This is a genomic window from Corynebacterium argentoratense DSM 44202 (assembly GCF_000590555.1).
GTDB classification, from domain to species: Bacteria; Actinomycetota; Actinomycetes; order Mycobacteriales; family Mycobacteriaceae; genus Corynebacterium; species Corynebacterium argentoratense.
Map to the genome: position 1 here is coordinate 481,476 of NC_022198.1, position 25,863 is coordinate 507,338.

Annotated in this window: 34 protein-coding genes; 28 read left to right on the top strand and 6 right to left on the bottom strand. The window is 55.4% G+C overall.

The features are described from left to right. The first annotated feature begins 235 nt into the window (after positions 1–235). The 4 genes from CARG_RS02330 to CARG_RS02345 all read left to right on the top strand — a co-directional run bounded on the left by CARG_RS02330 (position 236) and on the right by CARG_RS02345 (position 4,762). Positions 236–586, top strand: a complete 351-nt coding sequence (locus CARG_RS02330; RefSeq protein WP_020975782.1) for a DUF485 domain-containing protein — start codon at positions 236–238, stop codon at positions 584–586. A 12-nt stretch (positions 587–598) separates the two neighbouring features. Then, on the top strand, positions 599–2,287 hold the full coding sequence (locus tag CARG_RS02335; protein WP_020975783.1) for a solute symporter family protein: 1,689 nt from the start codon (positions 599–601) through the stop codon (positions 2,285–2,287). Between the two features lie 114 nt (positions 2,288–2,401). Next, positions 2,402–3,307 carry a hypothetical protein gene (locus CARG_RS02340; protein ID WP_020975784.1) on the top strand — a complete coding sequence of 302 codons (906 nt, stop codon included), beginning with the start codon at positions 2,402–2,404 and terminating at the stop codon, positions 3,305–3,307. A 30-nt stretch (positions 3,308–3,337) separates the two neighbouring features. Beyond that, a complete protein-coding gene (locus CARG_RS02345; RefSeq protein ID WP_041747304.1) occupies positions 3,338–4,762 on the top strand; it encodes a cation:proton antiporter in 1,425 nt (474 codons plus the stop codon). Positions 4,763–4,781: 19 nt separating this feature from the next. Here the strand turns inward: CARG_RS02345 and CARG_RS02350 are convergent, their stop codons facing one another. The 3 genes from CARG_RS02350 to CARG_RS02360 all read right to left on the bottom strand — a co-directional run bounded on the left by CARG_RS02350 (position 4,782) and on the right by CARG_RS02360 (position 6,369). Beyond that, positions 4,782–5,177 carry a glycoside hydrolase domain-containing protein gene (locus tag CARG_RS02350; protein WP_020975786.1) on the bottom strand — a complete coding sequence of 132 codons (396 nt, stop codon included), beginning with the start codon at positions 5,175–5,177 and terminating at the stop codon, positions 4,782–4,784. Positions 5,178–5,228: 51 nt separating this feature from the next. Continuing rightward, positions 5,229–6,014 (bottom strand): precorrin-6A synthase (deacetylating), encoded by a 786-nt coding sequence (gene cobF, locus CARG_RS02355; RefSeq protein ID WP_041746913.1) that lies wholly within the window; start codon positions 6,012–6,014, stop codon positions 5,229–5,231. Positions 6,015–6,099: 85 nt separating this feature from the next. Beyond that, complete coding sequence (locus CARG_RS02360; protein WP_020975788.1) at positions 6,100–6,369, bottom strand: hypothetical protein; 270 nt, start codon at positions 6,367–6,369, stop codon at positions 6,100–6,102. Between the two features lie 189 nt (positions 6,370–6,558). On the opposite strand from CARG_RS02360, the gene CARG_RS02365 reads away from it, so the two are divergent. After that, positions 6,559–6,813: a mycoredoxin gene (locus tag CARG_RS02365; protein ID WP_041747306.1), complete on the top strand. Its 255-nt coding sequence runs from the start codon at positions 6,559–6,561 to the stop codon at positions 6,811–6,813. Positions 6,814–6,989: 176 nt separating this feature from the next. Here the strand turns inward: CARG_RS02365 and CARG_RS10590 are convergent, their stop codons facing one another. Together CARG_RS10590 and CARG_RS02375 are read right to left on the bottom strand one after the other, a co-directional pair. Beyond that, entirely contained in the window at positions 6,990–8,054 is a 1,065-nt protein-coding gene (locus tag CARG_RS10590; protein ID WP_020975790.1) for a site-specific integrase, read from the bottom strand. Further along, entirely contained in the window at positions 8,042–8,419 is a 378-nt protein-coding gene (locus tag CARG_RS02375; RefSeq protein WP_169733188.1) for an ImmA/IrrE family metallo-endopeptidase, read from the bottom strand. The genes CARG_RS10590 and CARG_RS02375 overlap by 13 nt, the downstream gene beginning before the upstream one ends. Before the next feature lie 1,942 nt (positions 8,420–10,361). Here CARG_RS02375 and CARG_RS02390 point away from each other — a divergent pair. Further along, positions 10,362–10,610: a hypothetical protein gene (locus CARG_RS02390; protein WP_020975795.1), complete on the top strand. Its 249-nt coding sequence runs from the start codon at positions 10,362–10,364 to the stop codon at positions 10,608–10,610. Here CARG_RS02390 and CARG_RS02395 read toward each other — a convergent pair whose 3' ends face one another. Continuing rightward, complete coding sequence (locus CARG_RS02395) at positions 10,611–10,874, bottom strand: hypothetical protein (RefSeq protein ID WP_020975796.1); 264 nt, start codon at positions 10,872–10,874, stop codon at positions 10,611–10,613. A 98-nt stretch (positions 10,875–10,972) separates the two neighbouring features. Between CARG_RS02395 and CARG_RS02400 the strand changes: the two genes are divergently transcribed. The 22 genes from CARG_RS02400 (at position 10,973) to CARG_RS02525 (ending at position 25,805) form a co-directional block, all read left to right on the top strand. Continuing rightward, positions 10,973–11,596: a hypothetical protein gene (locus CARG_RS02400; RefSeq protein ID WP_020975797.1), complete on the top strand. Its 624-nt coding sequence runs from the start codon at positions 10,973–10,975 to the stop codon at positions 11,594–11,596. 94 nt (positions 11,597–11,690) lie between these two features. Next, positions 11,691–11,846, top strand: a complete 156-nt coding sequence (locus CARG_RS10710; RefSeq protein WP_407637013.1) for a helix-turn-helix domain-containing protein — start codon at positions 11,691–11,693, stop codon at positions 11,844–11,846. 192 nt (positions 11,847–12,038) lie between these two features. Further along, positions 12,039–12,674 carry a hypothetical protein gene (locus CARG_RS02410; protein WP_020975799.1) on the top strand — a complete coding sequence of 212 codons (636 nt, stop codon included), beginning with the start codon at positions 12,039–12,041 and terminating at the stop codon, positions 12,672–12,674. Continuing rightward, positions 12,671–13,174 carry a hypothetical protein gene (locus CARG_RS02415; protein WP_020975800.1) on the top strand — a complete coding sequence of 168 codons (504 nt, stop codon included), beginning with the start codon at positions 12,671–12,673 and terminating at the stop codon, positions 13,172–13,174. Before CARG_RS02410 ends, CARG_RS02415 begins: the two co-directional genes overlap by 4 nt. Before the next feature lie 3 nt (positions 13,175–13,177). Further along, a complete protein-coding gene (locus tag CARG_RS09540) occupies positions 13,178–13,840 on the top strand; it encodes an ERF family protein (protein WP_020975801.1) in 663 nt (220 codons plus the stop codon). A gap of 58 nt (positions 13,841–13,898) precedes the next feature. Continuing rightward, positions 13,899–14,204 (top strand): hypothetical protein, encoded by a 306-nt coding sequence (locus CARG_RS02425; RefSeq protein WP_236620155.1) that lies wholly within the window; start codon positions 13,899–13,901, stop codon positions 14,202–14,204. Positions 14,205–14,214: 10 nt separating this feature from the next. Continuing rightward, positions 14,215–14,493, top strand: a complete 279-nt coding sequence (locus tag CARG_RS02430; RefSeq protein ID WP_020975803.1) for an HNH endonuclease — start codon at positions 14,215–14,217, stop codon at positions 14,491–14,493. Between the two features lie 21 nt (positions 14,494–14,514). After that, positions 14,515–15,543 carry a helix-turn-helix domain-containing protein gene (locus CARG_RS09545; protein ID WP_020975804.1) on the top strand — a complete coding sequence of 343 codons (1,029 nt, stop codon included), beginning with the start codon at positions 14,515–14,517 and terminating at the stop codon, positions 15,541–15,543. Positions 15,544–15,580: 37 nt separating this feature from the next. Beyond that, on the top strand, positions 15,581–16,108 hold the full coding sequence (locus CARG_RS10775) for a zinc finger domain-containing protein (RefSeq protein ID WP_456151386.1): 528 nt from the start codon (positions 15,581–15,583) through the stop codon (positions 16,106–16,108). Next, a complete protein-coding gene (locus tag CARG_RS02445) occupies positions 16,069–16,569 on the top strand; it encodes a hypothetical protein (RefSeq protein WP_020975806.1) in 501 nt (166 codons plus the stop codon). Before CARG_RS10775 ends, CARG_RS02445 begins: the two co-directional genes overlap by 40 nt. Before the next feature lie 18 nt (positions 16,570–16,587). Continuing rightward, a complete protein-coding gene (locus CARG_RS10715; RefSeq protein WP_020975807.1) occupies positions 16,588–17,052 on the top strand; it encodes a single-stranded DNA-binding protein in 465 nt (154 codons plus the stop codon). 1,169 nt (positions 17,053–18,221) lie between these two features. Further along, positions 18,222–18,431, top strand: coding sequence for a hypothetical protein (locus CARG_RS10020; protein WP_144198488.1), 210 nt, complete (start codon positions 18,222–18,224; stop codon positions 18,429–18,431). After that, positions 18,428–18,664 (top strand): hypothetical protein, encoded by a 237-nt coding sequence (locus tag CARG_RS02470; RefSeq protein WP_020975811.1) that lies wholly within the window; start codon positions 18,428–18,430, stop codon positions 18,662–18,664. Before CARG_RS10020 ends, CARG_RS02470 begins: the two co-directional genes overlap by 4 nt. Positions 18,665–18,829: 165 nt before the next feature. Continuing rightward, a complete protein-coding gene (locus tag CARG_RS02475; RefSeq protein WP_020975813.1) occupies positions 18,830–19,594 on the top strand; it encodes a DNA-methyltransferase in 765 nt (254 codons plus the stop codon). After that, positions 19,575–19,820 carry a glutaredoxin domain-containing protein gene (locus CARG_RS09805; protein ID WP_041746918.1) on the top strand — a complete coding sequence of 82 codons (246 nt, stop codon included), beginning with the start codon at positions 19,575–19,577 and terminating at the stop codon, positions 19,818–19,820. The genes CARG_RS02475 and CARG_RS09805 overlap by 20 nt, the downstream gene beginning before the upstream one ends. 49 nt (positions 19,821–19,869) lie before the next feature. Next, positions 19,870–20,172, top strand: a complete 303-nt coding sequence (locus CARG_RS02485; RefSeq protein WP_020975814.1) for a hypothetical protein — start codon at positions 19,870–19,872, stop codon at positions 20,170–20,172. Positions 20,173–20,176: 4 nt separating this feature from the next. Further along, entirely contained in the window at positions 20,177–20,545 is a 369-nt protein-coding gene (locus CARG_RS02490) for a hypothetical protein (protein ID WP_020975815.1), read from the top strand. Between the two features lie 2 nt (positions 20,546–20,547). Beyond that, positions 20,548–20,967, top strand: coding sequence for a dUTP diphosphatase (dut, locus tag CARG_RS02495; protein WP_020975816.1), 420 nt, complete (start codon positions 20,548–20,550; stop codon positions 20,965–20,967). 1,074 nt (positions 20,968–22,041) lie between these two features. Beyond that, positions 22,042–22,332, top strand: a complete 291-nt coding sequence (locus CARG_RS10720) for an HNH endonuclease (protein WP_081761589.1) — start codon at positions 22,042–22,044, stop codon at positions 22,330–22,332. A gap of 270 nt (positions 22,333–22,602) precedes the next feature. Beyond that, entirely contained in the window at positions 22,603–22,932 is a 330-nt protein-coding gene (locus CARG_RS09555) for a terminase small subunit (RefSeq protein WP_020975819.1), read from the top strand. Further along, on the top strand, positions 22,889–24,544 hold the full coding sequence (locus CARG_RS02520; RefSeq protein ID WP_236620156.1) for a terminase: 1,656 nt from the start codon (positions 22,889–22,891) through the stop codon (positions 24,542–24,544). The genes CARG_RS09555 and CARG_RS02520 overlap by 44 nt, the downstream gene beginning before the upstream one ends. 19 nt (positions 24,545–24,563) lie before the next feature. Then, positions 24,564–25,805: a phage portal protein gene (locus CARG_RS02525; RefSeq protein ID WP_020975821.1), complete on the top strand. Its 1,242-nt coding sequence runs from the start codon at positions 24,564–24,566 to the stop codon at positions 25,803–25,805. The last annotated feature ends 58 nt before the right edge of the window (positions 25,806–25,863 follow it).

Genomic DNA, 25,863 nt, shown 5'->3' on the forward strand with positions numbered 1-25,863 from the left:
CCCGAGCTTTGCCCCTGTGTGTCCGGAAGGTCGGGGGTGCTCTGTGAAGTGTGTGGAGTTATGGAAGGGTGTCCGCTTTCACATTGCAATGTGTCCTATGTAACTTAGGAGGTACCCAATTGTTATGACTAGGGCCACATAAGGGTTTTCGTGATTGCATCGTCACATACAAGTGTGATCGAGCAGTTCTCCCCAATGGTCTACGTCGCGAAATGAGAAAGCGAGATGACTTCCCGTGACTGCATCGACTTCGCCACAAGGTTTGCCACAGCGGCGTGAGCCCACCGCTGCCGAATTCCGCGCAATGCAAACTTCTCCAGAGTTCATTGACCTCAAGAAGACCTTTAGGCGCTTTACATTCCCGGTATCAGTAGCGTTCTTCGTCTGGTACCTGACCTACGTGCTGCTGGCTATTTATGGCGGAGACGTCTTCGCTAAGCCCGTATTCGGCAACATCAATGTCGGCGTTCTGTTCGGACTGCTCCAGTTCGTCACCACCTACCTGATCACCGCCCTATACATCCGCTACGCCAACCGAGAGATCGAACCGCGAGCGGCCCGCATCCGTGAAGAGATGGAAGGCTAAGGAGCACCCACAATGACTACAACATTTAATGCCCTCAACACTGTGGGGACAGGTAATCTACGCTTGTTGGCCGAAGGTGGAGCCCAAGGCGAAGCCAGCACCGGCAATCCGATCCTGAATATCGCCATCTTCGTTATCTTCATCGTGATCACGATGGCTATCGTGATGCGTGCCGGAAAATCCACCAAGGAAGCTTCCGACTTCTACACCGGTGGCGCTACCTTCTCGGGTAAGCAAAACGGTCTGGCTATCGCCGGTGACTACCTGTCTGCTGCGTCCTTCCTGGGTATCGTTGGCGCCGTCGCCCTCAACGGTTACGACGGCTTCCTGTACTCCGTCGGCTTCTTCGTCGCATGGCTGGTGGCACTGCTGCTGGTTGCGGAGCCGCTGCGTAACACTGGTAAGTTCACCATGGCCGACGTGCTGAGCTTCCGCCTCAAGCAGAAGCCCGTCCGCGTGGCTGCAGCTTTCGGCACCCTGTTCGTGTCCCTGTTCTACCTGATCGCGCAGATGGCTGGTGCTGGTTCACTGGTGTCGGTGCTGCTGGACATCCATGACAAGAAGTCCCAGGCGATTGTTGTCGCTGTTGTGGGCGCCGTCATGATTGCCTACGTCCTCTTCGGTGGCATGAAGGGCACCACCTACGTTCAGATGATTAAGGCTGTGCTGCTGGTCTCGGGTGTTGCGTTCATGACTATCACCATCCTCATTGGCGTCAAGGGCAACTTTTCTCACCTGCTGCAGCAGGCTATCGATATGCACGCCGCATCGGGTGCCTCATCGGAGGATGCCCAGAAGATTCTCGAGCCCGGTTTGAAGTACGGTAAGACCGCTACGACCCGACTGGACTTCGTCTCTTTGGCACTGGCCCTGGTGCTTGGTACTGCTGGTCTGCCTCACGTGCTCATGCGCTTCTACACCGTTCCGACCGCCCGCGAGGCTCGTCGCTCCGTTACCTGGGCAATCGGCCTGATCGGCGCCTTCTACCTGATGGCCCTGGTGCTTGGTTACGGCGCTGCCGCTCTGGTTGGCCCCGAGCGCATCAAGAACGCTCCTGGTGGCGCAAACGCCGCGGCACCGCTGCTGGCTCTCGAAATCGGTGGTAGCTTCGTGATGGCCCTGATCTCGGCCGTCGCATTCGCTACAGTCCTCGCGGTTGTGGCAGGCCTGGCGATTACCGCATCGGCCTCTGTGGCGCACGACATCTACCACTCGATCATCCGTGACGGAAAGTCCACGGAGGAAGAGCAGGTCCGCGTCTCCCGTATCACGGTTGTCGTGATCGGCGTTGTCTCCATCATCTTGGGCATCCTGGCCATGGGCCAAAACGTTGCCTTCTTGGTGGCCCTGGCGTTCGCTATCGCGGCGTCCGCAAACCTGCCCACTATCCTGTACTCGCTGTACTGGAAGGAATTCAACACCACCGGCGCGTTGGCATCCATGTACACCGGCCTTGTGTGCGCCCTGGTGCTGATCATCTTCTCCCCGGCGGTGTCTGGCACGGACAAGTCGATGTTCACCAACGTTGACTTCCACTGGTTCCCACTGAACAACCCGGGCTTGATCTCCATCCCGGCAGCGTTCATCGCAGGCTTCATCGGCACCAAGCTTGGTAAGCCGGACAACTTCGATGACCTGCAGGCAGAGATGGAAGTTCGTTCCCTCACCGGTGTTGGTGTTGAGGCTCCGGTCGACCACTAAAACCTGAGGGCTAGGCTCAGGCCTACCAGCCCCGAGGCGTATGTTTACGTGCACCCCGGGGCTTTGTTATTGGTGTCGTTTTTATGCTTGTGCTCTGCCGCTTAAGATTGTCCTATGCGTTTGGAGGCCCATCACATCTCTACGCCACGCAAGATCGCCATTGTGCTGATCGTCGTGGCGGTTTTTGTTGTGTTCGGGTTCGCTGCGGTGCGCCGCCCGTCGGTGCCGGAGGCCTTGTATAGTGTGTCGGCGGCTCCGGCGGAGATCAAGGCGTCCACCGATGGTCGCGCGGGGCTGAGCGATAGTGATATTGCGACGCTCAAGGGCTTTGTGTCGAATTCAACTGGTTCGCAGTTGAGCTATACGCGTTTGCCTGATGGTTACCACGTGGGCACCGCTACGGAGCGTTTCGCTAGGCCTGCGTTGAGCCTGATCAAGCTGTATATCGCTGATTATGTGTTGGAGCATGGCACGGTTAAGCAGCGGGCGCAGGCGATCGAAATGATTAAGGCTTCTGATGATGAGACAGCCGAGAAGCTGTATGAGGCCTACCCTGAGGCGATTGATGACGTCGCGGATAAGTACGGTTTGCTGTCCACGCGCAGCAATGAGTCGTGGGGGTACAGCGTGACCTCCACGTATGATGTTGTGCTGTTCATCATTGAGAAGTTGAAGACCGATCCTGATTCGCCTTTGTTGGATGCGATGAGGCATCCGGATGCGGTGGCTGCTGATGGGTATCCGCAGGATTTTGGAACGTCGGTGTTGCCTGGTGTGCGCGGTTCCAAATGGGGTTGGTCCAATGATTTGGAGCTGCATTCGTCTGTGTCTTTTGGCGATAATTATGTGGTTGCTGCGGCGGTGACTGGTTCGGCGGATGATTTGACCCGGTTGGTGGTCAATCAGATGGTTCCGGTGTTTGGGCAGTCGTTGCGCCAGCTTGCTCCTCCGGGGGCGTCGGAATCTACGTCTACCCGTCCGCGTCCCACACCAACCGCTACGTCGAAGAGAAAGAGCTAGTACGTGGCTGTCATGCCGGATATTGCATATATGGCTTCTGGTGAGGCCGCGAACGTCGATGTCATTTTGTCGATGATGTGGATCGCGATTGCTGCGTTGGCGTCGCCCTTGTTGAGCTTCCTTACGGGCAAGCGTGTGCCGGGTGTGGTGTTCATGCTTGTCCTTGGTGTCATCATTGGGCCTGAGGTTCTTGGTTTGGCTTCCTCGGACGGCTCGAATGCGTTGTTGCGTGAGCTTGGCCTGGGCATGCTGTTTTTGTTGGCGGGTTGGGAGATTGATCCCGATTCGATTCATGGCAAGCAGGGGCGTCGTGCCGCTGTGACCTGGATTGTGTCTTTGTTGGCGGCTTTTGGTGCCGCGCTGATTGTGTTCGGCAACCGGGACGTGCTGACTTCTGTGGTGATGGCTATCGCGGTCAGTTCGACGGCGATGGGCACGTTGTTGCCGGTGATTAAGACTGCTGGTGTGGCGGATTCGCCTGTAGGCCGCGGGGTGTTGGTCCACGGTGCTGTCGGTGAGCTCGGCCCGGTGTTTGCGATGGCGCTGTTGTTGTCAACGCGGGCGACGTGGTTGACTTTGGTCATTTTGGTGTTGTTTATGGGCGGCGCGATCGTGGTGGCTTTGGTTCCTCGGTCGGTGAGTCTGTTGGTCCCGTGGGTGGGGCGTGCTGTTCGCGATGGTGCGAGCCATACGTCGCAGACGATTATGCGCGCGGTGATTGTGCTGTTGACTTTGTTGATGGCGATGGCTGCGGTGTTCGAGTTGGACGTGGTGCTGGGAGCGTTTGCCGCGGGTATTATTCTGCGCGCGCTGGTTCCTGTGCGGGCGCGCAAGACGGTGGAGGCCCGCTTGGATGTGCTGGGTTATGGCCTGCTGATTCCGGTGTTTTTCATCAGTAGTGGCATGGCGATTGATGTGTCTTCGGTGTTTAGTTCACTGTGGATCGTTGTGCTGGCCGTGGTGGTGATTTTGGGTGCTCGCGGTGTGCCGATTTTCTTGGCGGAGCGGTTCACGGATACTGGTTCGGGGATTGTTGGTTTGCGCGATCAGCTGCAGTTGTCCTTGTATTCGGCTACTGGGTTGCCGATTATTGTTGCGGTGACGGAGATCGCGTTGCAGCGTGATTTGATCGCCGAGCGTTTGGCGTCGGTGCTGGTGTCTGCTGGTGCTGTGACGGTGTTGTTGTTCCCGTTGATGGCTGTGTGGGTTGCTAATTTTGTGCCGGGGCCGCAGTCCGACGATGCCGGTGACGATGGTGATGACGCCGCGTCGGGTACTGATGCGGCGCAGGTTTCCGGTGATGCGGACGATGCGCCGGTGGAAGCGCACCGTCAGGCGGGTGCAGATAATGAGGAGACGGCCGCACCGAAGCGGAGAACGTCGTCGACGGTGGACGATGAGGAGATCACCCTGGATGATGATCATCCTTCATCGCTGAAGAACTCTGCTGATTAGCGCGTGCCTGTGTGCGTGTTTAGCGCGGGGTGAATTGCTGGAGCAGTGTGGAGGAGCCGTTGGCGGCGTCGCTGGATCCTGCGGCAAGTTTGCTTAGGTCGAGTTGGCTCAAGTCAGGGATGGGGATTTCGGGGGCTTCGCCGGGGACGACGGGTAGTTCGTTGATGGTGCTGCCTGGGGTCCACTGCCCCCAGTCGTGGGCGTAGACGTTGTTGATGTCGACGAGGATGCCTCCCACGTGGGTTTGGAGCCCAGCTTTTTGGTGGATGGTGATGCGGGGGTGGATGCGTCCTTGGGAGCCCCAGTCGTGCTGCCAGAAGTACTCCCCAAGGCCGTCGGCGATGCACCAGTCTATGACGTTGTAGTTCCCATAGACGCCAAGGCGTAGCCCTGCTGCGGTGATGAGCGCTCCCAAGGAGTAACAAGAGTTTACTTAGAATAATTCTTGTAACACTAGCAACATTTTTTATAGGCGCGAGGGTTCCTCATGCCCATCAAGCTCCCTCAACAAATACACATCCATAATCCAGCCATGCTGCTCACGCAATGAGGCCTTGAGTTCCGCGATGTCATCACCAATGTCTGACACCCAACCCGAACGCAACACCTGCATATCTGTGCCCACATACGCGCCCCACCACATGTAGGTATCGGGGCCGGAAACCTCACGCCACCCAGCGCCCCCGTCCAACATCACCACACAATTACGGCGATCGGCGGCACTCGTTGCAGGCAGATTACGCGCCGTCGTCACATGGATGGCCTCGCCAATGCGATTAATCAAAATCCCATGGGCGGCAGTGAGTGCCTGCACAGAGGTAATGCCAGGAATCACCCGCACCTCACACTCCAAGCCGCACTCGCCACGCATACGGTCAATAATCCTCAACGTCGAGTCGTACAAACTGGGATCCCCCCACACCAAAAACGCCGCAGAACCCCCCTCATCTACAGCCCCCACTAACGCATCCGTCAGCAGCTGCGCGCGGGCAGAATGCCAACGCCGAACCTCCGCACGATAAGCCGCCGCATCCCCTGGCTGGCGATCTCGAGGCGGATCAACGACACTGACCAGACGCACCTTCGGGGCATGCTCCGCCAAAATCTGCCGACGCACCCCCAGCAAATCATCCTTCGAATCCCCCTTATCCAAAGCGACAACCGCATCGACAGCCTGCAACGCCTCGATAGCTTCAACAGTCACATGCTTCGGGCTACCAGCACCGATACCAATCACATAAACAGTACGCACACCCCAAGACTAGCCCCACCAACGCATGACGCCGCGCACCCACAGCACACAGCTGCAGCACGCGGCGTCACAAAGAGAAGAAGGCTTAGTCCTCGCCGAACATTTCCTCGCGCTCCGTCGGGGACAACTGGCCGTTCATGTCAGCGAAGTTGCGTGCGATGGTGCGCTGCATGAACTGGTTGGTAGCGTCGTGAAGCTTCTTGGCGTCGTACATGTTCAAAAGCAATGCGCGCTCGGTCGAACCAGTGGCCTCGTCCAGAAGGCTAACCTCCAGGTACTCAAAACCATTCTGATCCAAGAACGCGCACACGACCTTCTTGCCATCAACATCGGTAAAGGTGGGCTTCGTGCTCATGATGAAAAACCTAACTCTTGAAACGGACCCCGGTACACGGCCACAGGTCCACGAACAATACGAGTGCTCCAACGCACCACTCACACACTAGGATACTGCCTAAAAGGGTCAGGCGTGGCCGTTTTTAAAAAATGGGGCCAACTGTGTACCCCCGTTGCAGCAGCTCTATTTTTTCGGCACTATGGAACCATGTCTGAAGCACACGTGACCCTGTACACCACCACCTGGTGCCCCTTCTGCCAGAAGCTCGTCAAAAACCTCGACCGCACCAACACCCCCTACGTCAACATCGATGTCGAAGACGACCTCGAGGCTGCCGAATGGGTGAAATCCGTCAACGACGGTAACCGCGTTGTCCCCACCGTCAAGTATTCCGACGGTAGCTACGCCACCAACCCGCCCGCATCCGAGGTGCGCGCGAAGGTCGAGGAACTATCCAATTAGCTCGCGCATATCCCGAATAAAACAATAGTGGGGCCCAGCAGTGTTTGTACTGCTAGGCCTCACTTTTTCAATGGTGCCCCAGAGAGGAATCGACTATAATAGTCGAGCCGTCTACCAGCATAAACACTAAAAACCCCCACCCTGTGGACCATCTGTGGACCACGTAGAAAACGCCGCTAGCTCAAAAGATCGGCCACCGCGTCTAGATCACTGTCAAAAAGGTGGCTATATACGTCCAAAGTCATTTTTGCAGAAGAGTGTCCCAGCTGACGCTGAACAACTAAGACGCTACACCCAGCCTGGATCATGAGGGAGGCGGCGGTGTGCCTAAGATCGTGCATGCTAAGGCGTGGGAATGTAGGGTCTTGTTTCTGAGACTCTTTAATCGCCTTAGACCACCAGCCCCGCTTACCGGGGTTTGTCACTGGACCGCCCTGTGGACGCTCCCAGATAAACTCGTTGCTCCCCTTATCCCCGATGGACTCTAGGACGGCGGCTAGGGTGGGCGCGGGGATCGCCACGCGCCTAACCCTCCCCGTTTTCGTGGTCCCTAAAACAGGCTTAGCACCTATATAGCTAATGCTTTTAGAGATAGTGGCCCGCGCGTGTTTTTCGTCTATGTCTGATGGGGTGAGGGCGGCACATTCACCTAGGCGCGCCCCCGTGGTCCCCATGAAAAGGAGTAGGGAGCGATAACGGCCCGCGTTATCCGCTAGCCGTATGAGCTGTTCCCCGGTTAGTGGGGTGGCCGCTTTTGCCCGTTTGGGTGGCAGCGGTAAGCGGGCGGCGTGGTTAACGTCGATATGCCCACCTTCCTTTGCGTAGTTCAAAAGCTTATGCACGAGGCTGACGGCCCGCTGAACTAGGCTAGCTGATCGTTTGCTAGCCAGTGTGTAGACCCACTCTGTTAGGTCTGGCCGGGTTATTGTATCGGCGGGGAATTCACCCCATCGGGGCTTAACGTGCACCCGGTAGCAGGTCTCTAAGCTTTGCTGGCTAGTGGGCGCTAGGTATTTGAGTTCTAAGCGTTTGTACTGGCCCCATAGTTCGCTGATGGTGGGGGCCGTTGTGGTGGTGTGGAGCTTGCCGTTTTCTATTTCTTGGAAGTTTTGGGCCACCCATGCCTGCGCGGAGGCTTTGGTTTTAAACCCGCGTTTGGCGTGGCGTTTGCCGTCCGGGGTGGTGTATCGGACGCGCCACCTGGTCCCGGCTTTGATCGTGTATTTGTCTACGCTAGCCATGCTTTGCCAGCTTTCTGCGTGTGTGGGCTGTGCCGTTGATAGAATTCTATAGCGTGCCGGGGGAGGTCTAGTTCATTAGCTATAGCACCGGGGTGGCCGCCCGTGAGCGCTTCGGCCACCGCATAGTCGGCGGCCTTAATAAGTAAGGCGGCGGCATACCTATTTGCCTGTAGTTCTTGTCGGGCGTTGAGTGCGGGGTCTGTGGTTGGCCTATGTTGATTAGCAGCGTGCCCTAGCTCGTGGGCTAGGGTCCAGACGTGCTCGCGGTAGTTTTTGGAGACGTCCGCGCGGATGCTGACGCGGTGGGTTTGGTCATCGTAAAAACCTTTCGGACCTTCCCGGTGGTAGGTGATGGTTAGGCCCATGTTGTCGGCTAGTATGGCTAACCTATCTAATTGCATTAGGGTTCCTGTAGTTCGTTTGGTTCCAGTTCGTCACCGCTTAGGGCAACGTGGCGTTTTTCGTCGTACTCGACACTATAGGGGTCGTTATGGACAGCTAGGGGGCGGTAGTCGTCCATATGTTCGACTGTGGCGCCTGTGTCCTGTTGGTTTGCGGCGTTCGAATGTGCGAGTAATTGGTCGCCTAGGACGCGTTTTGTTAGCTCGTTGAGCAATTCGCGGGTGTGGATATTTGGCAGGATTAGGCCGGGCGAGGGGGCGTCTAGTTCTGCTGCGTGCAGTAGTCCTGTTTCATATAGCCCCTGGGCGGGAGGGCGCCCATAAGCCCGGCACAGCTGAATCACTTGGTCAGCTGTAAGTCTACCGCTGGCCAGCCGCCTGTTAAGCGTGGTTTGTGAGATTTTGGCGCGGGTAGCTGCCTGTAGCTGGCTGTCGCCTCCTGTTAATTCATCTAGCCATAGTTGTGCGGGGGTTTGCGGTGGTTTGGGCATGGTATCAGTGTAGCGGCTAATCGTTTTGATTTAAAGGGTTTGCGCTGGTAGGCGCCACGCGCTACCCCAGTATGGGGTTAGTGTAATTTTAAAAAATTGACGTCTAACTAGCTGTGTCCCATAATGATTAACAGTTACCCAAAAGGGGTAGCATGGAGGAAGGTTTACAACATGCGCAATGCAAACACCCCGCCCCTGTGGGAACAACTGGCTATGAGCGTGGTCATGCTAGCCGGCCTGTGGCTGTTCATCATTTTTTTTGTCGCTGTGGCTGACTTAATCGCTGGCTGAGTCTCTACGAACGACGGTGACAGCCTGAGAACAAAGGCTCAAAAGGTGAAGGAAGCAACGGTTAGATAAGGCCCGCGCGTTCACCCCGCGCCTGTAGCTCCTCTAATAGGCGGCTAAAAGGGATGCCGGCCAGGATCGAGTCTAGGTCCGGCTGTTTAGCCTCTGATCGCTCCAGGTAGCCGGTCTCGCATAGCCCCTGAGCTGGAGAGCGCCCATACGAGCGACACAACTGGATAACTACCTCCGGAGCTAGTTTGCCTATCTCGTTGATTTGGCGCGTGAGCGTTGGCTGCTGGATCCCAGCTCTAAAACAGGCCTGGCGGCGGCTGTCGGGGTAGATCAACCCGTCTACCCAGGCGGCTACTGTGGCGGAATTTGGGTGGCGTTTGGACATATCGAAAGCGTAGCGCCTGGTTTGTTTCTTGAAAACCTGTCTCCCCTGGCAGCTAACCAAAAATACCCCTTAATTGGGGTGAATAAATTTCAAGTTTTATAAAAACGGTTCACGTAATACATAATCGACATATAGCAGTTATCCGAAAACGGAAAACATTAACCGTTTTACTAATGGCCCTGTTTGGAACGGGCCGGGGTTCGATTCCCTGGCAGGGCACGAGGCCCCACTAGGTGGGCTGGGGTTTGGGCATATTCACTAGCCCGCCTGGTGTGGCCGCGTTGTTTGAATAACTGGATGAGTGCATAGCGCGGGGAAGATATTTACCCGCCTAGTAGTCCCGGTGAGCATGGTGTGTAGATTGCGACGACCCGTGGATGAACGGCGGGGCGCTGGAACATAGGCCACGGCCTGTAGGTAACCACCCGCGCGGATATAAATGTTTTTGCCCTGGCTGTTTGGCCGGGGTTTTTGCCTCTTGCTAGGTGTGACCACGCATAAGGGCTTGGCCCTGTTTTTCCTCCCTAGTGTTTGTGCATAGTTATGGGTTTGGCCTGTGTGGTTGATGGTTCAATTCCATCGAGGGGTGCTGGGATCATTGGGGGTGTGATCCCTATATTGCGCGCGTGGGCGGGGCTTTTGCCCTTTTCCTAGGCGCGTGTTTGTGGCGGGGCGGTGTTGTGAATTGGTTACGCCGCCCCGCCCTCTGTCTACTTTGAGAGGTATTGCTATGGATGCAGAGTTGAAGCAGCTCCCATTATCGGAGGCGGTTTACTACTGGAAAAAGACGCTTGAAAAGGCTAACTACAAACAGCCGGGGCGTAATTTTGTGCTGGCCAGTATTGGCGGCGTGTTGGCGTATCGGAGTGACAAACTGGATGGGCTTGCTACCCCTATGTTCGCCCCGGCTGGGGTGAGGCTATCTGATGAAGAGGCTAGGGCGCTAACGGCTGTGCTGTCGCTACCGCGATTGATGTAGTTAGAACCTAACGTACGGAGCGGCGTTTTCGTCCGTGGTGCCTATTGCATAGACGTCATTTTCGCCTGTGTCAGTGATTGCTACGGAATAGCTAACGTTTTCACTGAGGTTAACGTAGGCGGCGCCGTAGTTTACGTCACATTGGGTAATGCCTGGGTGGCGGCCCGCTTCTAGATCGGATTTTACGCGGCGCTGTTCCTGTTCGTTGCGAACGTGATAAATGGCGTTCATGGTGCCGTCGTTGACGTGGATGCTGATTTCCATGTTTTCACCTTTTCGGTGTTGAGGGGTTTGGGCACCACTATTTTAACCCGTCGTGTCAACCGGTGGAAGGGGCGCCTATAGGTAAAAGTAGCGTCACTGTGGCGTTTGATCCTAATAGTTTCACATGGGTCAACAATCAAAAATCAACAAAAAAAGAAGACCCGCGCGGGACGCGGGCCTTCGGAGAGGTTTACAACATGAAGTTGCAAGAAATCAGTTTACCTAATTCACCCTACAAATTGGTAATCGCAGAACATAGCAAAAAGGGGCTAATGGTAGACGCTTATCTCGCTTGTACAGCTATGGGGCTGCGTTGGAGGCAACAGGCTCCAAAACTAAATCTGGTGTTTGACCCGGAGCCTAACTTTGACGCTGAGTGGGTGACGCGTGAAGAGTTTAGCCGGTGGTTGGACGGTATCAAGGTGGGCCAGGTGAAGGAAGAGAATAGGGCTACTGTCGAGCTTTACAGGGATTGGCATGGGATAGCTATAGACAAGTTTCTAGCGGATAAAACACCCGCGCCTATGGAAGGCACTCTCGACTTCTCCCCGGCCCCGCGTGAACTCACCCGGCTAGAGATATTGCAGATGGCGCTACAGGCTGAGGAGGAGCGCCTACAACTTGAAGAGCAACAAGCCACCACTACGGATATAGGAACAGTGGCGGAACAACTCATTAACCTGGCTAAGGAATTGAAGGGCGGCGGGGATGTTACCGGATAAAAACGACCCCCGCGTGGGCGCTATCGCGGCCCAATTGGGCGTAACGCGGAATTACGCACGTCAATTGTTTCATGAGGCGGGCTACTCGGACGGGATGCTGTCCACACGTGAAGTAGCACACGCCCTAGGCGTGAGCGTTCCCACGGTGCGTAACTGGTTGAACGCTGGACGTCTACAGGGCACACGTTTAGCGGGCAGCCAGCGGTGGCGTGTGGCCCCGGAAGAGGTCGAGAGGATTAAAGCCCTATGAGTGTGAAGCATACGGCGGATTTTAACCCGGATACCCCGGGGGCGATGGTGTGGGCGCTGGTCCGTAGCGCGCAGGTATTGGAACGCGCGGCGGGGTCCGTGTGGCTGGATGCCGTGGAGCGGCGGGAGCTGCTACGCGCTGTGGCGTCTTTGAGGCGGAAACAACTACTAGTTTTGGAGAGGACGCGGGACGGTGGCAACTGGCTCGACGAAAAAGGAAATAGCGGCCCTGGTGAAGCAGATGGAGGCGGAAAGGCCAAAGCCGAAAAAACGGCGGACGGCCACGTTTTCGGGTGTGATGGAGGACAAGCAAAAACGAAAGTGGACCTACCTGTCTTTAGCGGCTGAACAGTTGGAGACTACACCCGGCCTGTTGATGGAAAAGGCAGACTTTTTAGGTCTGGAGATCCGCAACCAGATTAAGGGCTTTAAGGGGCCGTGGGTTCCCGTTAACGCTGTTAGGGCGTTGAAACTATCGGGCGGGCTTTCTACCGCTGCGAGTGAGCAAATATATAGGCCGTGTGTTCACTCTTGTTGCAATAGCGTTGGCAGTGGACCGTGGGGTTTGGCTATGTGTTTCAGGCATTCAGCTAAGTTCCAGTCGCTAACGCGGGTTAAAGCGAGGCGCCGCCGTATGGAGTTTATTCACGATTACGGCTTTTTGGCGGTGAGGCTAATGGAGGCTTTTTGCCGTGGGGAAAAACTTAAGCCTAATGAGTTTGCGCGTTTGCAGGCGCGGGGGCTGCTTACGCAGTCCGAACGGCTGACGGATGAGGGGAATGCAATTATGCGCGTCTTTAACATTTTGAGAGAGGAGTTAGTGGCATGAAACTAAAAGATCAGGTGGTTTTACAGGCCGCTATTTTAAAGCGTTTGCGGGCCGAACATGACGCGTGCCGACATGCACTTCTGGAGGAAATGGTCCCCGGGGAGAGGCTAGTTGCCGCCACATCTGAGGGGGAGAAACTAGGCACGGTGAGCTTAACAGACCCTAAGCCTACCGCGTTTGTCGCTGATATGGGGACGGTAAGGGCTTTGGCCCCGGCTGAGGCTTTGGTGGATGTGTTCTCCCCCGGTATGTTCGTGAAGGCGATGGAGGTGGTGAAAGAACACGCCCCTGAGTTGTTGGAGCATACGGTCGCAAACTGGTACGTGGAAAAGTTGAAGGCTGACACTGTAGCGGCGGCGCGTACGGGTGGGGATGTTCCCCCGGGTATGGGGGTTAGGCGGGGTGAGCCTAATGTGATGGTCCGCCCGTCCGAGTCTGCTAATCGTGAGGCGGAGGCTATCTGCTTTAACAATCATCTGACGCGCGAATTGGAGGCGTAGGGGATGGTTAAGCACGAGAATACCGCCGAGGCGCTTTTGGCGGCTATGGCTGACGTGAGGGCTGTTCATAAGCGGGAAAAAAACCCCCACCAGGGGTTCTTTTTTCGGGGCGTGGATGCTGTTGTTAACGCTACGGCCCCGGCTTTTCGTGAACATGGCGTGGTGGTTACACCGCGTTTGGAGTCTGTGGACTACGTGCAGCACGCGGGGAGTAAAAACGCTATCACGGACGCCCGAGTGGTCGTAACCTACAGGTTTCAACATGTGGGCTGCGAGCCTCTGGAAGCTCGCGTCGCAGCTGAGGCGAGAGACTACGCGGATAAGGCTACGGCTAAGGCTATGAGCGTAGCGTTTCGTATCGCACTTCTACAGTCCCTTTGCCTACCTACGGAAGATGTAGACCCGGATGCGGACTATGTGACGGTGCCCGGGGATCAGGCTACGCGTGGCCCCGTGGATCAGGCTCAACAGGCCCGTGATGCTCTACTACAGGAATGCAATCGGCTAGGGCTTAGCCCCGTTAAGGTTAAAGACTTTGGTGTTACGCCCGTGGGTGGGTCTTTTGATCTGTCGGTCGTTGAAGGTTCTAAGGGGGCGGCGCTGATTCGTGGGCTTATGGAAAAGATCACGGGCGACCCTGATTTAGTCGAAAAGTTGAGGGGATAAGATGCCACAGTTCCAAGCACCGCTAAACCCGGTTGATATAGAACGAAACATTAGAACATTGTCTAGCCGTATCGCTAAGGGCGTGGACGTGGTGGACGAAGCCTATAGGGCTTTTCTTGACTCTGATCGCCTCTTTGAGGTGGCTTACGCCCGCGCCTATCTTGGAGCTGACGGTCCGGTAGAGGACAGGAAGCAGGCGGCGCGGGTGGAGACTATGGGGGAGCGTGAAGCCCGTGACGTTGCGGAGGCTGCGTTTAAATACGCTGACAGGCGCGCTAAGGCTCTGGAACTGGAGCTACGGGCTTTGCAGTCGATAGGGGCGTCTGTTAGGTCTATGTATTCGGTTGCTGGCCGTGGGGAGTAGCCCGGGGCGTATGCCGCGTGACGTGGCTGAGGCGGTGCATGCCCGCGCGGGTGGGGTGTGCGAGGTGTTGATCCCGTGGGCTGGATGCACGGGGAGGGCTGAGCATATTCACCATAGGCAGCTGCGTAGCCAGGGCGGCGCCCATGATCTGGACAATTGCCTGGCCATTTGCCGCCTTTGCCACGCGTTTATTCACGCTTACCCGGCGCGTTCGTATGAGTATGGCTGGCTGGTCCGTTCGGTTGATAACCCCGCTGATGTGGTGGTGGTTGTGGCGCCGCGTGACTAATTTTTTTGGGAGGTTTATAACGTGAGTTTGCAGGCTATTTTGTGGGTGATGCATAAGGCTCCTGTTGAGCCTAACGCTAAGTTCCGGACGTTGCTGGAATTGGCTAATTTTGCGGATGATGAGGGGCGCACTGCGTTCCCATCATGGCGGCGGCTAATAGAGCAGACGGGGCTTAGTCGTGGTTCTATCTCTCGACATCTCAAAGAGTTGGAAGCAGACGGGCTTATTAGGCGTGGGGATCAGGCTTTGGTTGCGCATTATCGCCATGACCGTAGGCCGGTTGTATGGGATTTGGCGTTGGAGTTGGACCGATCTAAAGCCCCGGCGCGGGTTGATTCTGAGGCTACGGAGGATGATTTGGGGGCTGATTTTGGGCATTTGGATGATGGCCTGGAGGCCCACGCCCCTGTGGATAACCCTGTGGATAACTTTCGAGCGGGGTCTAAATTTGAGACCCCGTTGGCCGGTTTTGAGTCGGAACGGGGTCTCGCTACGGACGGAACGGGGTCTCGCTACGGACGGAACGGGGTCTCGCCTGTGAGACCCAATCCAATTAATAATCCAATTAATAAACCAATTAATAACCCTATTACCCCTTGTGACGGCGGACACAGTGACGGCAGTCACGTGGACGGTACCGGGCTAGCGCCCTCGACCTCACCCGCTGACGCGGATTCGGCCACGAAACAAAAACCATATTCCGAAGCCTTCCAAAAATTCTATGAGGCGTACCCGAGGAAGATTGGGAAGCGGAAAGCATTCAACGCATGGACGCGCGCCGTCAAACGCGCTCCTGCAAATGTGATCCACGACGGGGCGGTAGCACTGGCTGAGCATCACGAGCGGGCGGGCACCGACCCCCGGTTCATTCCACACCCCACAACGTGGCTGAATCGTGACGGCTGGGAGGATGAGCTAACCCTCCCGGCCCATAATCCGGTCGCTAGCCGTGGGCGTAACGGCTTCTGGGATCTTTTGCAGGAAGGAGGCGGGCATGAGCCTGGTGGACTGGAAGCGGGTAGCAACCCAGCTATTAACCCTGGTCGCTGAATTTGACCACAGGTATCAGGGCTTGGATGTGGACGCCATGCGCAAACGGCGTGATGCCTGGACTCAGGTCTTAGCCAGCGCGGGAGTGGCCCCGGAATACCTAGCTAAGGCCGTATCGGTGGTGTATGGGACCGGGGACCGTGGCCCGTACAACCCTTTGGGCGCGGTGCTGGATGAAGCCCGGAATGTGCGGCAAAGGGCTAGTCAGGGCGCGGTTGTTCGGGAGCTGACGGCGACGCCGCGTAACACGGGCGGGCCGTCTAAGGCTGTCTATGAAGCCACGGGAACACTAGGGGTGGGTTGCCCCCGCTGTGGCGCCCGGCCCGGTTTGCCGTGCGTTGGCGCTTATGGGCCTAGGCAGGCGCCTCACATGGAGCGCTACGATCTAGCGCACCCTAAAAACGGGGGTTTTAAGCCCTCCAAACCCCCAGACCCACACAAACCCCCACGGGGGGCCAAAAAGTCCGCGACGCGGCAAGCTGGGGCCGATTCTGGCCCCTTTAACACTGAAGAGAGGAGCCAGCAATGGCAGAAACTGCTCAAAACGCGGGAACTACCCCACTAGAGACGACTGGATTCTGGGAGGCGTACACGGCTTTCAGCGAGACACTACGGGAGTTGAGGGGACTAGCGGATCGAGCTATGGAGGACATGGTGGACATGGACGACGGTCTGTGCAACGCCTGTGCCTACATGGAAAACGCTCCAATGTCCGAGGAGATGAGACAAAAAACAACACAGGCGATGGAAGGTCACAAAAAGCAACTAGGCGCGCTAGGCCAACGGGTAAACGACGTTTGGGTGGCAATTTCGCTAGCCCTAACCGGGCTGGAAGACTGCTCCCTCCTGATAGATGACATGGGGGAATACGGCGTAAACGCTAAAGCCTATGAACGCCTTAAAAGGGTCAAATGGGACTTGGAGGTGGCGGAACGCTCGGGGCGTGGCGCTAGTGTCATCGAAAAAATAGACGAAGCAATAAAGCAGCTAAAGCACAACGCTAGTATCGCTTTTCTTCACACATAATTAGAACAGGAGTCGAACATGAGCAATAAGCACGTAACCCTACTAGGGTCTACATCTTCCAAGAAACCACCCGCGCTAACTCGCACCCGCGACGGGCGCCCCATGACACGATTCACTATCACCACGAGCGACCGGATCAAGGATAAAACGGGAACATGGACAGACGGGCCGCTACAGTTCTACAGTTGCTTGGCCTTTGATTCCCTGGCGGAAAACATTGTTAACACTTGCAGTAGCCCGGTGGAGCTGCTGGTGGAAGGCGTGGAAACGCGGGAAGAGTGGCAGAGCAGCGAGGGGCCGCGCAAGTCAGTATCCATTAAGGTCAGTAGCGCGGGCGTTAGCCTACGTAGGCAGTACGCTAATGTGACAAAGCAGCAGGGTGGCGGCGGGCAACAGGTCACACAACAGTCCCCGGTTAATGATCCGTGGGGCGGTGCCCCTACGGGCGGGTTTGGTGGTGGTGATGATGAGCCACCGTTTTAGTGTATGTTTGGCTAGCGAAGGCTGGGTAAACGTAGTTCTGGTGTTCCCAGAAGGGGTGGGGCTACCGCCTGAGGCGGTCGATCTGAAAAACCCTCCAACTGTGCAAGGCGGGTATGCAACTTTTGGCATTCCTGAATGCTATGTAAAAAGATGGCGGGGAAAAGTTAAAGAAGCAATTAGTTCAGGTAGCAAAAATGTAAAACTTGAAGTGCTTCAGTGGAGGTTCGAGCTAGACCTTCACCCTGGCCGTCTAAGTCTTACTAGTAACACCACGGACTTTGAAAGCATAACCCTAGAGTCGCCTAACTTTTCCTTAGAATGGCTGTTAGGGGAACTGGAGAGGGCGTTCAATAGTGCGTCCGTTTGATGATCCCCACGCGCCCCGCGCCCTAATGGTGTTGCCCTGGGACAAACCCCCCTTATCGCTGAATGTGCGTAAACATCACCACGCCCACGCTACAGACGTTAAAGCTGTGCGTGGGCTTACTGCCTTAAATGCGCAGCAGGGGGGTCTCCACATGATGGGGTGGGAACGCTACGGGCGCTTATCCGTGAGGCTGCACTACCTACCACGGGATAAAAGACGGCGTGACACGGACAACCTAGTCGCAACCCTTAAGGCTGTATGTGACGGGCTGGTAGACGCGGGACTGGCCCCGGATGACACACCCGCCTACATGTCGAAGCCTGAGCCAATTATCCACCCGGCGGTAAAAGGCTTAGCGCCGCTAATGTGGCTGGAACTAGCCACCGTGCCGCCGGGGAACTATCAACTAGCAGGAGGGCTAAGCAGTGAGCTTAATCGTTCATGACAATATGACGGCGTCCGAGATTGAGCAGGCAAACGCCCTAATCAATAGGTTAAGTCGTGGTCTACTCATGTCTATTACTTATTTAACGATGATGGAAGAGTATGGGGCGCTAGCTAGCCTCGGGGAATATGTAGACCCCCGAGACTTGAAGCTGTGCGAGACGAACAAAAATACGGGGGAATAATGACGGGCATTTACCCGGAAACTAGCGCGGTTGGGGCGGCGTTTGACATACCAGACAGCTATGCCGACGCGCCCTGGCCGCACGGTGTCGATTGGGCGTGCGCGGAAATACATGGCGTGATCTACGCCCTACAGGAACTAGCCACGGCTGGGTGTGTGATGGAACGCCCTACTATGCGTGTCGTAAATCACTACTACAGCTTGGCGTTAAAAATCAGCGCCGCCTTACCAGACCGGCCTCGTTGTGCGCTCCCGGGGCACGCATACGGCTACCGGGATACCTTGTTGCGTTTGGTGAATTCCGCACCCGCGCGGATGAAGGAGCTTAATAACTGGCTGGCCTGGAAGGCTACAGAACTCGACGAAATGGAGGGCACACGATGACAGACGAAGAAAAGCAGGCGTATAAGGCGATTTTGAAACAGCTCCATGACGCTTTACCGCCCGGCCCGTTTTCCGCCGGATTGGTGAGCAATGCCTCCATTGTCCGGGACGTAGACGGCGTTCCCGTGGTGGCGGTGAAGAAACTAGCGGGAATGGACATCGCCAATGTAAAAGCTTTTACAGACCTAATCATTTGGGCGTCTAACGAACTGGAAGGACAGGCTAATGAGTGACATGTGGGAATTCACACTACAAGCGTTGGAAAAATACGCGGGCGGGAAAAAAATAACCCAAACGCAAACCCAACTATTGCTAGACCGTGGCCTAATCGACCACGGGGGAACTATCACAGACACAGGGCATAAGGCGCTAGCCCGCGCTTGGGGAATGGTGGAGGCATGATAAAAGTTATCCACGGGGACACGCTAAAAGTCCTACCCACCCTAGACACTGATAGCGTGGACGCTGTCATCACAGACCCGCCTTATTCCAGTGGTGGTTTACATTCCACTAACCGGAAACAGTCAACTGGACAAAAGTACATGAGAGTTCAAGAGAACTACGTTGACTTTTCCGGCGACAACAGGGACCAGCGCAGTTTTCTACTATGGTTCAACCTTTGGTTAACGGAAGCCCTAAGGATAACCAAACCCGGGGGAATTATCGCCGTATTTACGGATTGGAGGCAGCTACCCTCCGTGACGGACGCCCTACAGGTAGGTGGCGTGGTGTGGCGTGGCATAGTGCCCTGGCACAAACCAAATGGGCGTAGGTGCAAGGGGCGCTATGCAAACATGTGTGAATACGTTGTGTGGGGGACCAATGGCGCCCGCCCACTAGAAGGGGGCGCACTAGGCGGGTTTTGGCAACAGTCCACCCCCGCTAAGGCTAAACGGTTCCACATGACCGAGAAGCCAGTTGAACTTATGGAGTTCCTATTAGGGCTAGTCCCTGAGGGTGGGACGGTCCTAGACCCCTTTGCCGGGTCTGGCAGCACCCTAGTTGCGGCGCAAAACCTGGGACTAAACGCTATCGGCGTGGAAGCCCTAGCCCATAACGTTCAGATAACGAAAGACCGGCTGGCCGCTAATGAGCAAACCCTCTGGGCTAAGCATGCCGAAGTAGTCAAGGAAGGAGAAGACAATGAAGATCACAGTGTATAGCACGCCTAACTGTGTTGCTTGTAGGCAAACAAAAAGACTACTCACACGACAAGGCACACCCTACATGGAAGCCCATATATCAGAAGCACCCTACACTATCCCAGAGCTAAAGGAGCTGGGATACCAGACGTCCCCCTTTGTGCAAGTCCTAGACAGCACAGGGGGCTTAATTGATGAATGGGCCGGGTTTAAACCAGATCGAATTAAGGCGATAGCAGCACACTAGCGGGAATGACACCCGCGCTCAACAAGACAAACCCCTAGGAGACTAGAACGTGAACGTTTTAGAAAATAATGACCTGCGCGCCCTGTTTGATCGCTATGGCCTTGACTACAGTGTCGATTCTGCGCCCGGCTATTGCACGGTCGCCACTCTCGACCTTAACTGCATGGGTGCGTATGACGTAAATCTAGAGTTTCACGAGGATCACGTGGTTATCGAGCTCTGGGTGGACCATGACATCGAGTATGTGCCTCAATGCCTCCAGACTGATTACTGGTTGAGGATTAAGGCGCCTATTTGGATGGCGGATCATATCGCGTATGTAACCGCCCGCCAGCAAAAGGAAGAGAGCTAAAACCGTGTCTACTTCTAACCCTTGGATCCGGTACAGGGATGTTCTCGAAGTCATTGAACGCAGCACTAACCAGGCTATGAGCGAGAAGCTCTCAGCGCAAAGCCAAAGCGACTGGGTCTACTGGGATGGGATTAAGGAAAACTGCCGGGTAATGGGCGTTAACGTTGCCGGCCTCGCTGTGACTACGCCACAGCCTCCAACCGCTGAAATGATTGAAGCCCGCACCCTAGCCAGGGTGATCGACTGTATTGACGCGATTACTGAAAAGGCTTTAAGCAGCCGTGAAGAACAGGCACAGGCAGCCATGCTATTGGGGCTTAAAAACCTCCGCGCTGAACTCCGCAGCAAACAGGACAAACTACTAGGAGAATAACCATGAGCACCCCTATTGCCTACACCGGCCACGCCCCTGTGAAAGCTCACGCCACGGACGCGGGCTATGACCTTGTGGCTACAGCAGCTAAAACACTAGCCCCCGGCCAACGTGCACTCATACCCACCGGGCTACACATCAACCTACCCGCTGGCACCGTCGGTTACGTGTGCCCACGCAGCGGCCTGGCTGCAAAACACGGCATCACCGTACTCAACGCCCCCGGCGTCATCGACCCCGGCTACATCGGTGAAATCTTCGTCAATCTTATCAACCTGGACGAATGCCCCTACGTGATCCTTGAGGGGGACAGGATCGCACAGCTCATCATTCACAACACCGTAGACGTCGATTGGCAGCGCGTCTCAGAGTTTGAAGAAACACAACGCGGCGATAACGGCCACGGATCAACCGGGGCATAAACCCAATGACCCCTCTAGCAACATAAACACGCTAGAGGGGTCAAGACTATATAGCCCCACACAAACGCAACAGGAGGGACACATGCACCCTACCCCCACACCCGAAAAGCTCAACAGGCTACACCTAGAGCTGGACTGGTGGGAGCGGGAACTAAACACACCCGATGAAGAAACTAAGGGTAGAGGGTTCGAAGAATTCAACGCGGGGATATACCACGCGATAGTGGAATTCAAGACCATACTAGACAGACTAGGACTATAACCATGTATGCCACATACATAGACCTATTCAAAGACATAGACAAGCTAACGGACGCCCTACACACAGCCCGCGCAAACATCACAGCCCCCACCACACCACCAGAAGTCCACACCCGTGCCCCCTACGGCCCCAAACCACCGTGTAACCTACACTGGCTAAACACCACCATAGAGGCAGAAGGCAGTCTAAAAGAACTCACCACGGCGCTAGCAGAACTACTAGACGCCCCACCCCCACGCCATAGGCACACCACATGGCTATACCACAAAGCCGGGGACATCGTAGACAACAAGGAAGCCAACCAGTTGGCCCACGAGGATCTATCAACAATCACCCACAGCCTACAACCACCCACACCCACCACAGACACCACACCCCCCACCACATGGGAGGCAGAACACAGCATCCTCCACAAACTCAAACGGCTAGGCTACACCACAACAAGCAAAGAACTACACACCCTAGCCACACGCGGGCACATAGAACAAGCGTGGACACACAAAGGCAAACACTACAAACTAGCCCAGGTAGTAGACTACCTAACGCAAACCACTTGACACGCATACACCACCACATGCTATAATTGCAAACAGTGCCCCCACTGTGGGGTGCCGTCATGGGTTACCAAAGTAAACGTTCCACTATCGCTAGCGGTCTTACTCTGGCAGCTTCTAGGTGTGGCCATGCTGTCCCCTGCCAATAACGGCAGTGTATCGGAGAGACCCGCCGCCCCCGCCCACCACATACGGTAGACGGGGTTTCAAACTTACACACACACAACAAAATACAAACACACACGGGAGGTACCACACATGCCATTCACAGACAGCCCCGCCGCCCGCCGTCTACGCAAACGCCTCCAAGCGCAATACAAAGAACAGAACAAGCCCTGCGCCATATGCGGACAACCCATCGACTACCAAGCGCCACGCACCACATACCACCCAAACAGCCTAGACCTAGACCACATACAGCCAACAAAGACACACCCACACCTAGAACTAGTGGAAGATAACATACAACCCGTTCATGCCTCATGCAATAGACACAAGAGCGACGGTGTAGCAATACATCCAATAGGCAACACAAGCCGCATATGGTGACTAAAGCGAACACAAAACATATAACATGCAAACACATGCATAATATACATAAAGCAAACCACAACACCCCCAAACACCCCCAAACAACAAAAGCCCAGGTCAAAGGGGGTGAGGGGTAAAAATCACGAAGGGAAAAAACCCGCAAAACTAAAGGGGTGGGGACGTGGTATTTCCCCCCATGGTTGCATAGCCCCCTGAATAATATGCAGGTTGTGGCGTGTTTTTGCTGGACTTTTAGGGGTTTGTCCCCTGTTTCGGGAGGTGATAAAAATGGCTACTAAACATGTTGGCGAGGTAGAGGCGGCTGTCTTGAAAGCCGTTGACGCCTCTGGGCTGATGGATGACCCCCGGAATAGTGGGGCGGTGGCTGTGGCTTTGTCGTACGCGCGTCAGATTGACGATAGTGAGCGCGCGTCGTCGGAGGATCGGACTAAGGCGCTGTACCTGGGGCCGCATTTGCTAAAGACTTTGATGACGTTAGGTTTAACCCCCGGCGCGCCGTCTGATGATGCGCCTAAGACGCGGGGGCGGCCTAAGCGTAATAAGGCGGTGATGGATGGACTACGCGCAATTAATGGAGGCTTGGAGTCGTCAGGATGATGGACAGCACGGCCACACTATGCCGCGTTTGTTCCCTCCGACTTTGGGCGGGAGGGAGCTCACCCCAGAAACTACGGCGGGGTTTTCGCTTATCGAGTTTGCGGAATTAATCGGCCAACCTTTGAGGCCATTCCAACAATGGCTAGCGTTGCATGGCTTGGAGTATAACGAGGATGGGTCGGACTTTCGTTTTAAACGCGTGATTGTTGAAGTTGCTAGGCAAAACGGTAAGACTCACTTTATGGTCGTTCTTGGCCTGTGGCGTTTGTTTGTGTTTGGGGCGTCTGGGATCATTTCGACGGCTCAGAATTTGAAGTATGCTGAGGGGACTTTGGCAGATGCGTTCCGTATCGCCGCGTTTAACCCTGTGCTGTCCCAGTGGTTGCGTGATAATACGCGCGCCGATGAAGATGACGAATTTAACGGTAAATATATTACGCGCGTCAATGGTGGCCATATGTTTAAGTTGACGGGCGCCCCGGTGGATGGTGCTGTGGATTTAGCTAAAGATGGCCCGCCGTTTTGGAGCGTGACCACTTCCACGCGTAAGGGCGGTCGCTCTATGACTGTTGACCTGGCGTTTTTTGATGAGCTGCGAGAGCATATTAAGTGGGATGCGTGGGACGCTATTACACCCACAGTAAGCCAGCGGCCCTTTGGCCAGGTGTGGGCGTTCTCTAACGCGGGCGATGCAAGTTCTATTGTCTTGCAGGATTTGCGTAGTCAGTGCTTGGAGTCTGTGAACGCGGGCTTAGCGGATGCGTCTAATATGGCTTTGTTTTCGTGGTCTGCGGATCCGGCTTTGCCGATTGATGATCCGCGCGGGATGCTGCAGGCAAACCCATCTTTGGGTTATGGGGCGGCAAAGCTGGAGCATTTGCGGGCAGAGGTTAGGTCAACGCCTAACCCCGATGGGTTTAGGACTGAGTACCTGTGTCAGTGGGTGCAGTCGGTTGAGCCTGGAAAGATTCTGCCGGCTGTGTGGGAGCCGTTGGCCGATCCCGCGTCTACTATCCCGGATGATGCGGTTATAGCGGTAGGTGTGGATGTGGCTGTGGACGGACGCGCTGCCTATATCGCTGTTGCTGCTGAGCGTGGGGACGGTGTCGTTCATGTCGAGATTGTGGCGGCCCGCCCCGGCTATTCGTGGGTGGTGGATTGGCTACGGCCCCGCGTGGGGTCGTGGTGCGATGGTGTCGTGGCTCTCCAAGTGAAGGGTTCACCGTCCCAGGCTTTGGCCCCGGGTTTAGCCGACGCTGGTTTCACTGTGCGCCCGTGGCAGGGTGGGGATATGACCCGATCAACTCTTGGATTCTTTGACGCTATCCAATCTGGACGGGTGGTTCATATTGACCAGCCTGTTTTAAATGAGGCGGCTTTAGCCGCTGTTGAGCGTAAAGCCGGTGACGTCTTTATCTGGGATCGTGGCAAATCATTTGGCGACATTAGCCCGTTCGTGGCTTGTAACATTGCGTGGTGGGCGGCGTTAAACCCCCCGGAAAAATTCATTAGCGCTTACGCCGCCGATGATTTCGAGGACGTCGTGGAAGAGTTGGAAGACGCGCCGCTTATTGATGATGATGATGACGGCGGCGGTTTGTTGATCGTGTAAAAGAGAAGGGGGGTGTCTTATGGGCTTTTTTGAAAAGCTGGGATTTAAAGCCCCGGTTATGGAGGCACCTAGCGCGGATGTGCTAGCCGCCCCATTATTTGCAAAATTAGCTAGCGACGTGGATTCAATGCCAGTCGAACAGTTGTGGAAAGAGCAACCACACCTTAGAACTGTTACCGAGTTTATTGCCCGGAACATTTCGAGTGTGGCTCTCCATGTGTATAGGCGGGGGGATGATGGGGGCCGTATTCGCGACCGTGATTCAGACGCGGCGCGCGTTTTGTTTAAGGCTAACCCTGGTCAGTTAATGCAGGATGTTTTACATGCCTCACTACTTGACCTTTGTTTATTTGATGAGTTTATTTGGTTCGTCGCTGTTGATGATGATGGTAGCCCGGCTGTTTATCCGATTAGCCCACTGTGGGTGTATCGGAAAAACTTTAGTGATAGGTGGACTTTGCGGTCTATCATTGTTGCCGATGATGATGGTAACCATGTGGAGCTGCCCGCCTCTAACATTGTTTATTGTCATGGCTATCAGCCGGGGACTTATCGCTACGGCGTGTCACCTGTCGATTCTTTGCGGGATGTGTTGAAGGAGCAACTGGAGGCGGCGGCGTATCGTGGCCAGTTGTGGAAAAACGGGCCACGCCTATCAGGGGTGATTACACGGCCTAAGGACGCGCCGTGGACGGGTGCAGACCGTAACAGGTTTAAGGCGTCTTGGAGTAGTCAATATACGGGCCGTGGGTCTGGTGCGGGTGGTACTCCTGTCCTTGAGGATGGTATGGACTTTAAGCCCATGCATTTGAAAGCACAGGATGAACAGTTTGTCGACGTCGCTAAACTCGCATTGGCTACCGTGGCTAGTGTCTACCATATTAACCCTACGATGGTAGGGCTTTTGGATAACGCTAACTACTCTAACGTTAGGGAATTCCGCAAAAGCCTTTACGGCGATAGTCTGGGGCCGATTATTAAAAAGCTGGAGGGCGTGATTAACGCGTTCCTGTTGCCTTTGCTAGGAGTCCCGGATGGGGTGTATGCGGAGTTTAATTTGGATGAAAAACTACGCGCGTCATTTGAGGAGAAGGCGTCTATTACGACGGCGGCGGTTGGCGGCCCGTGGATGACCCGGAACGAGGCGAGGGAACAGAATAACCTAACACGTCTAGATGATGGTGATTCTTTGCTTGTTCCACTAAATACGACTGATGCGGATCGGCTGGGGGAGTCTCTAGCTGGTGAGGGGGAGCAATGACGCTACATGTGGTGGTGGGGCCGCCTTGTTCTGGTAAGTCTACTTTTGTTGAGCTACA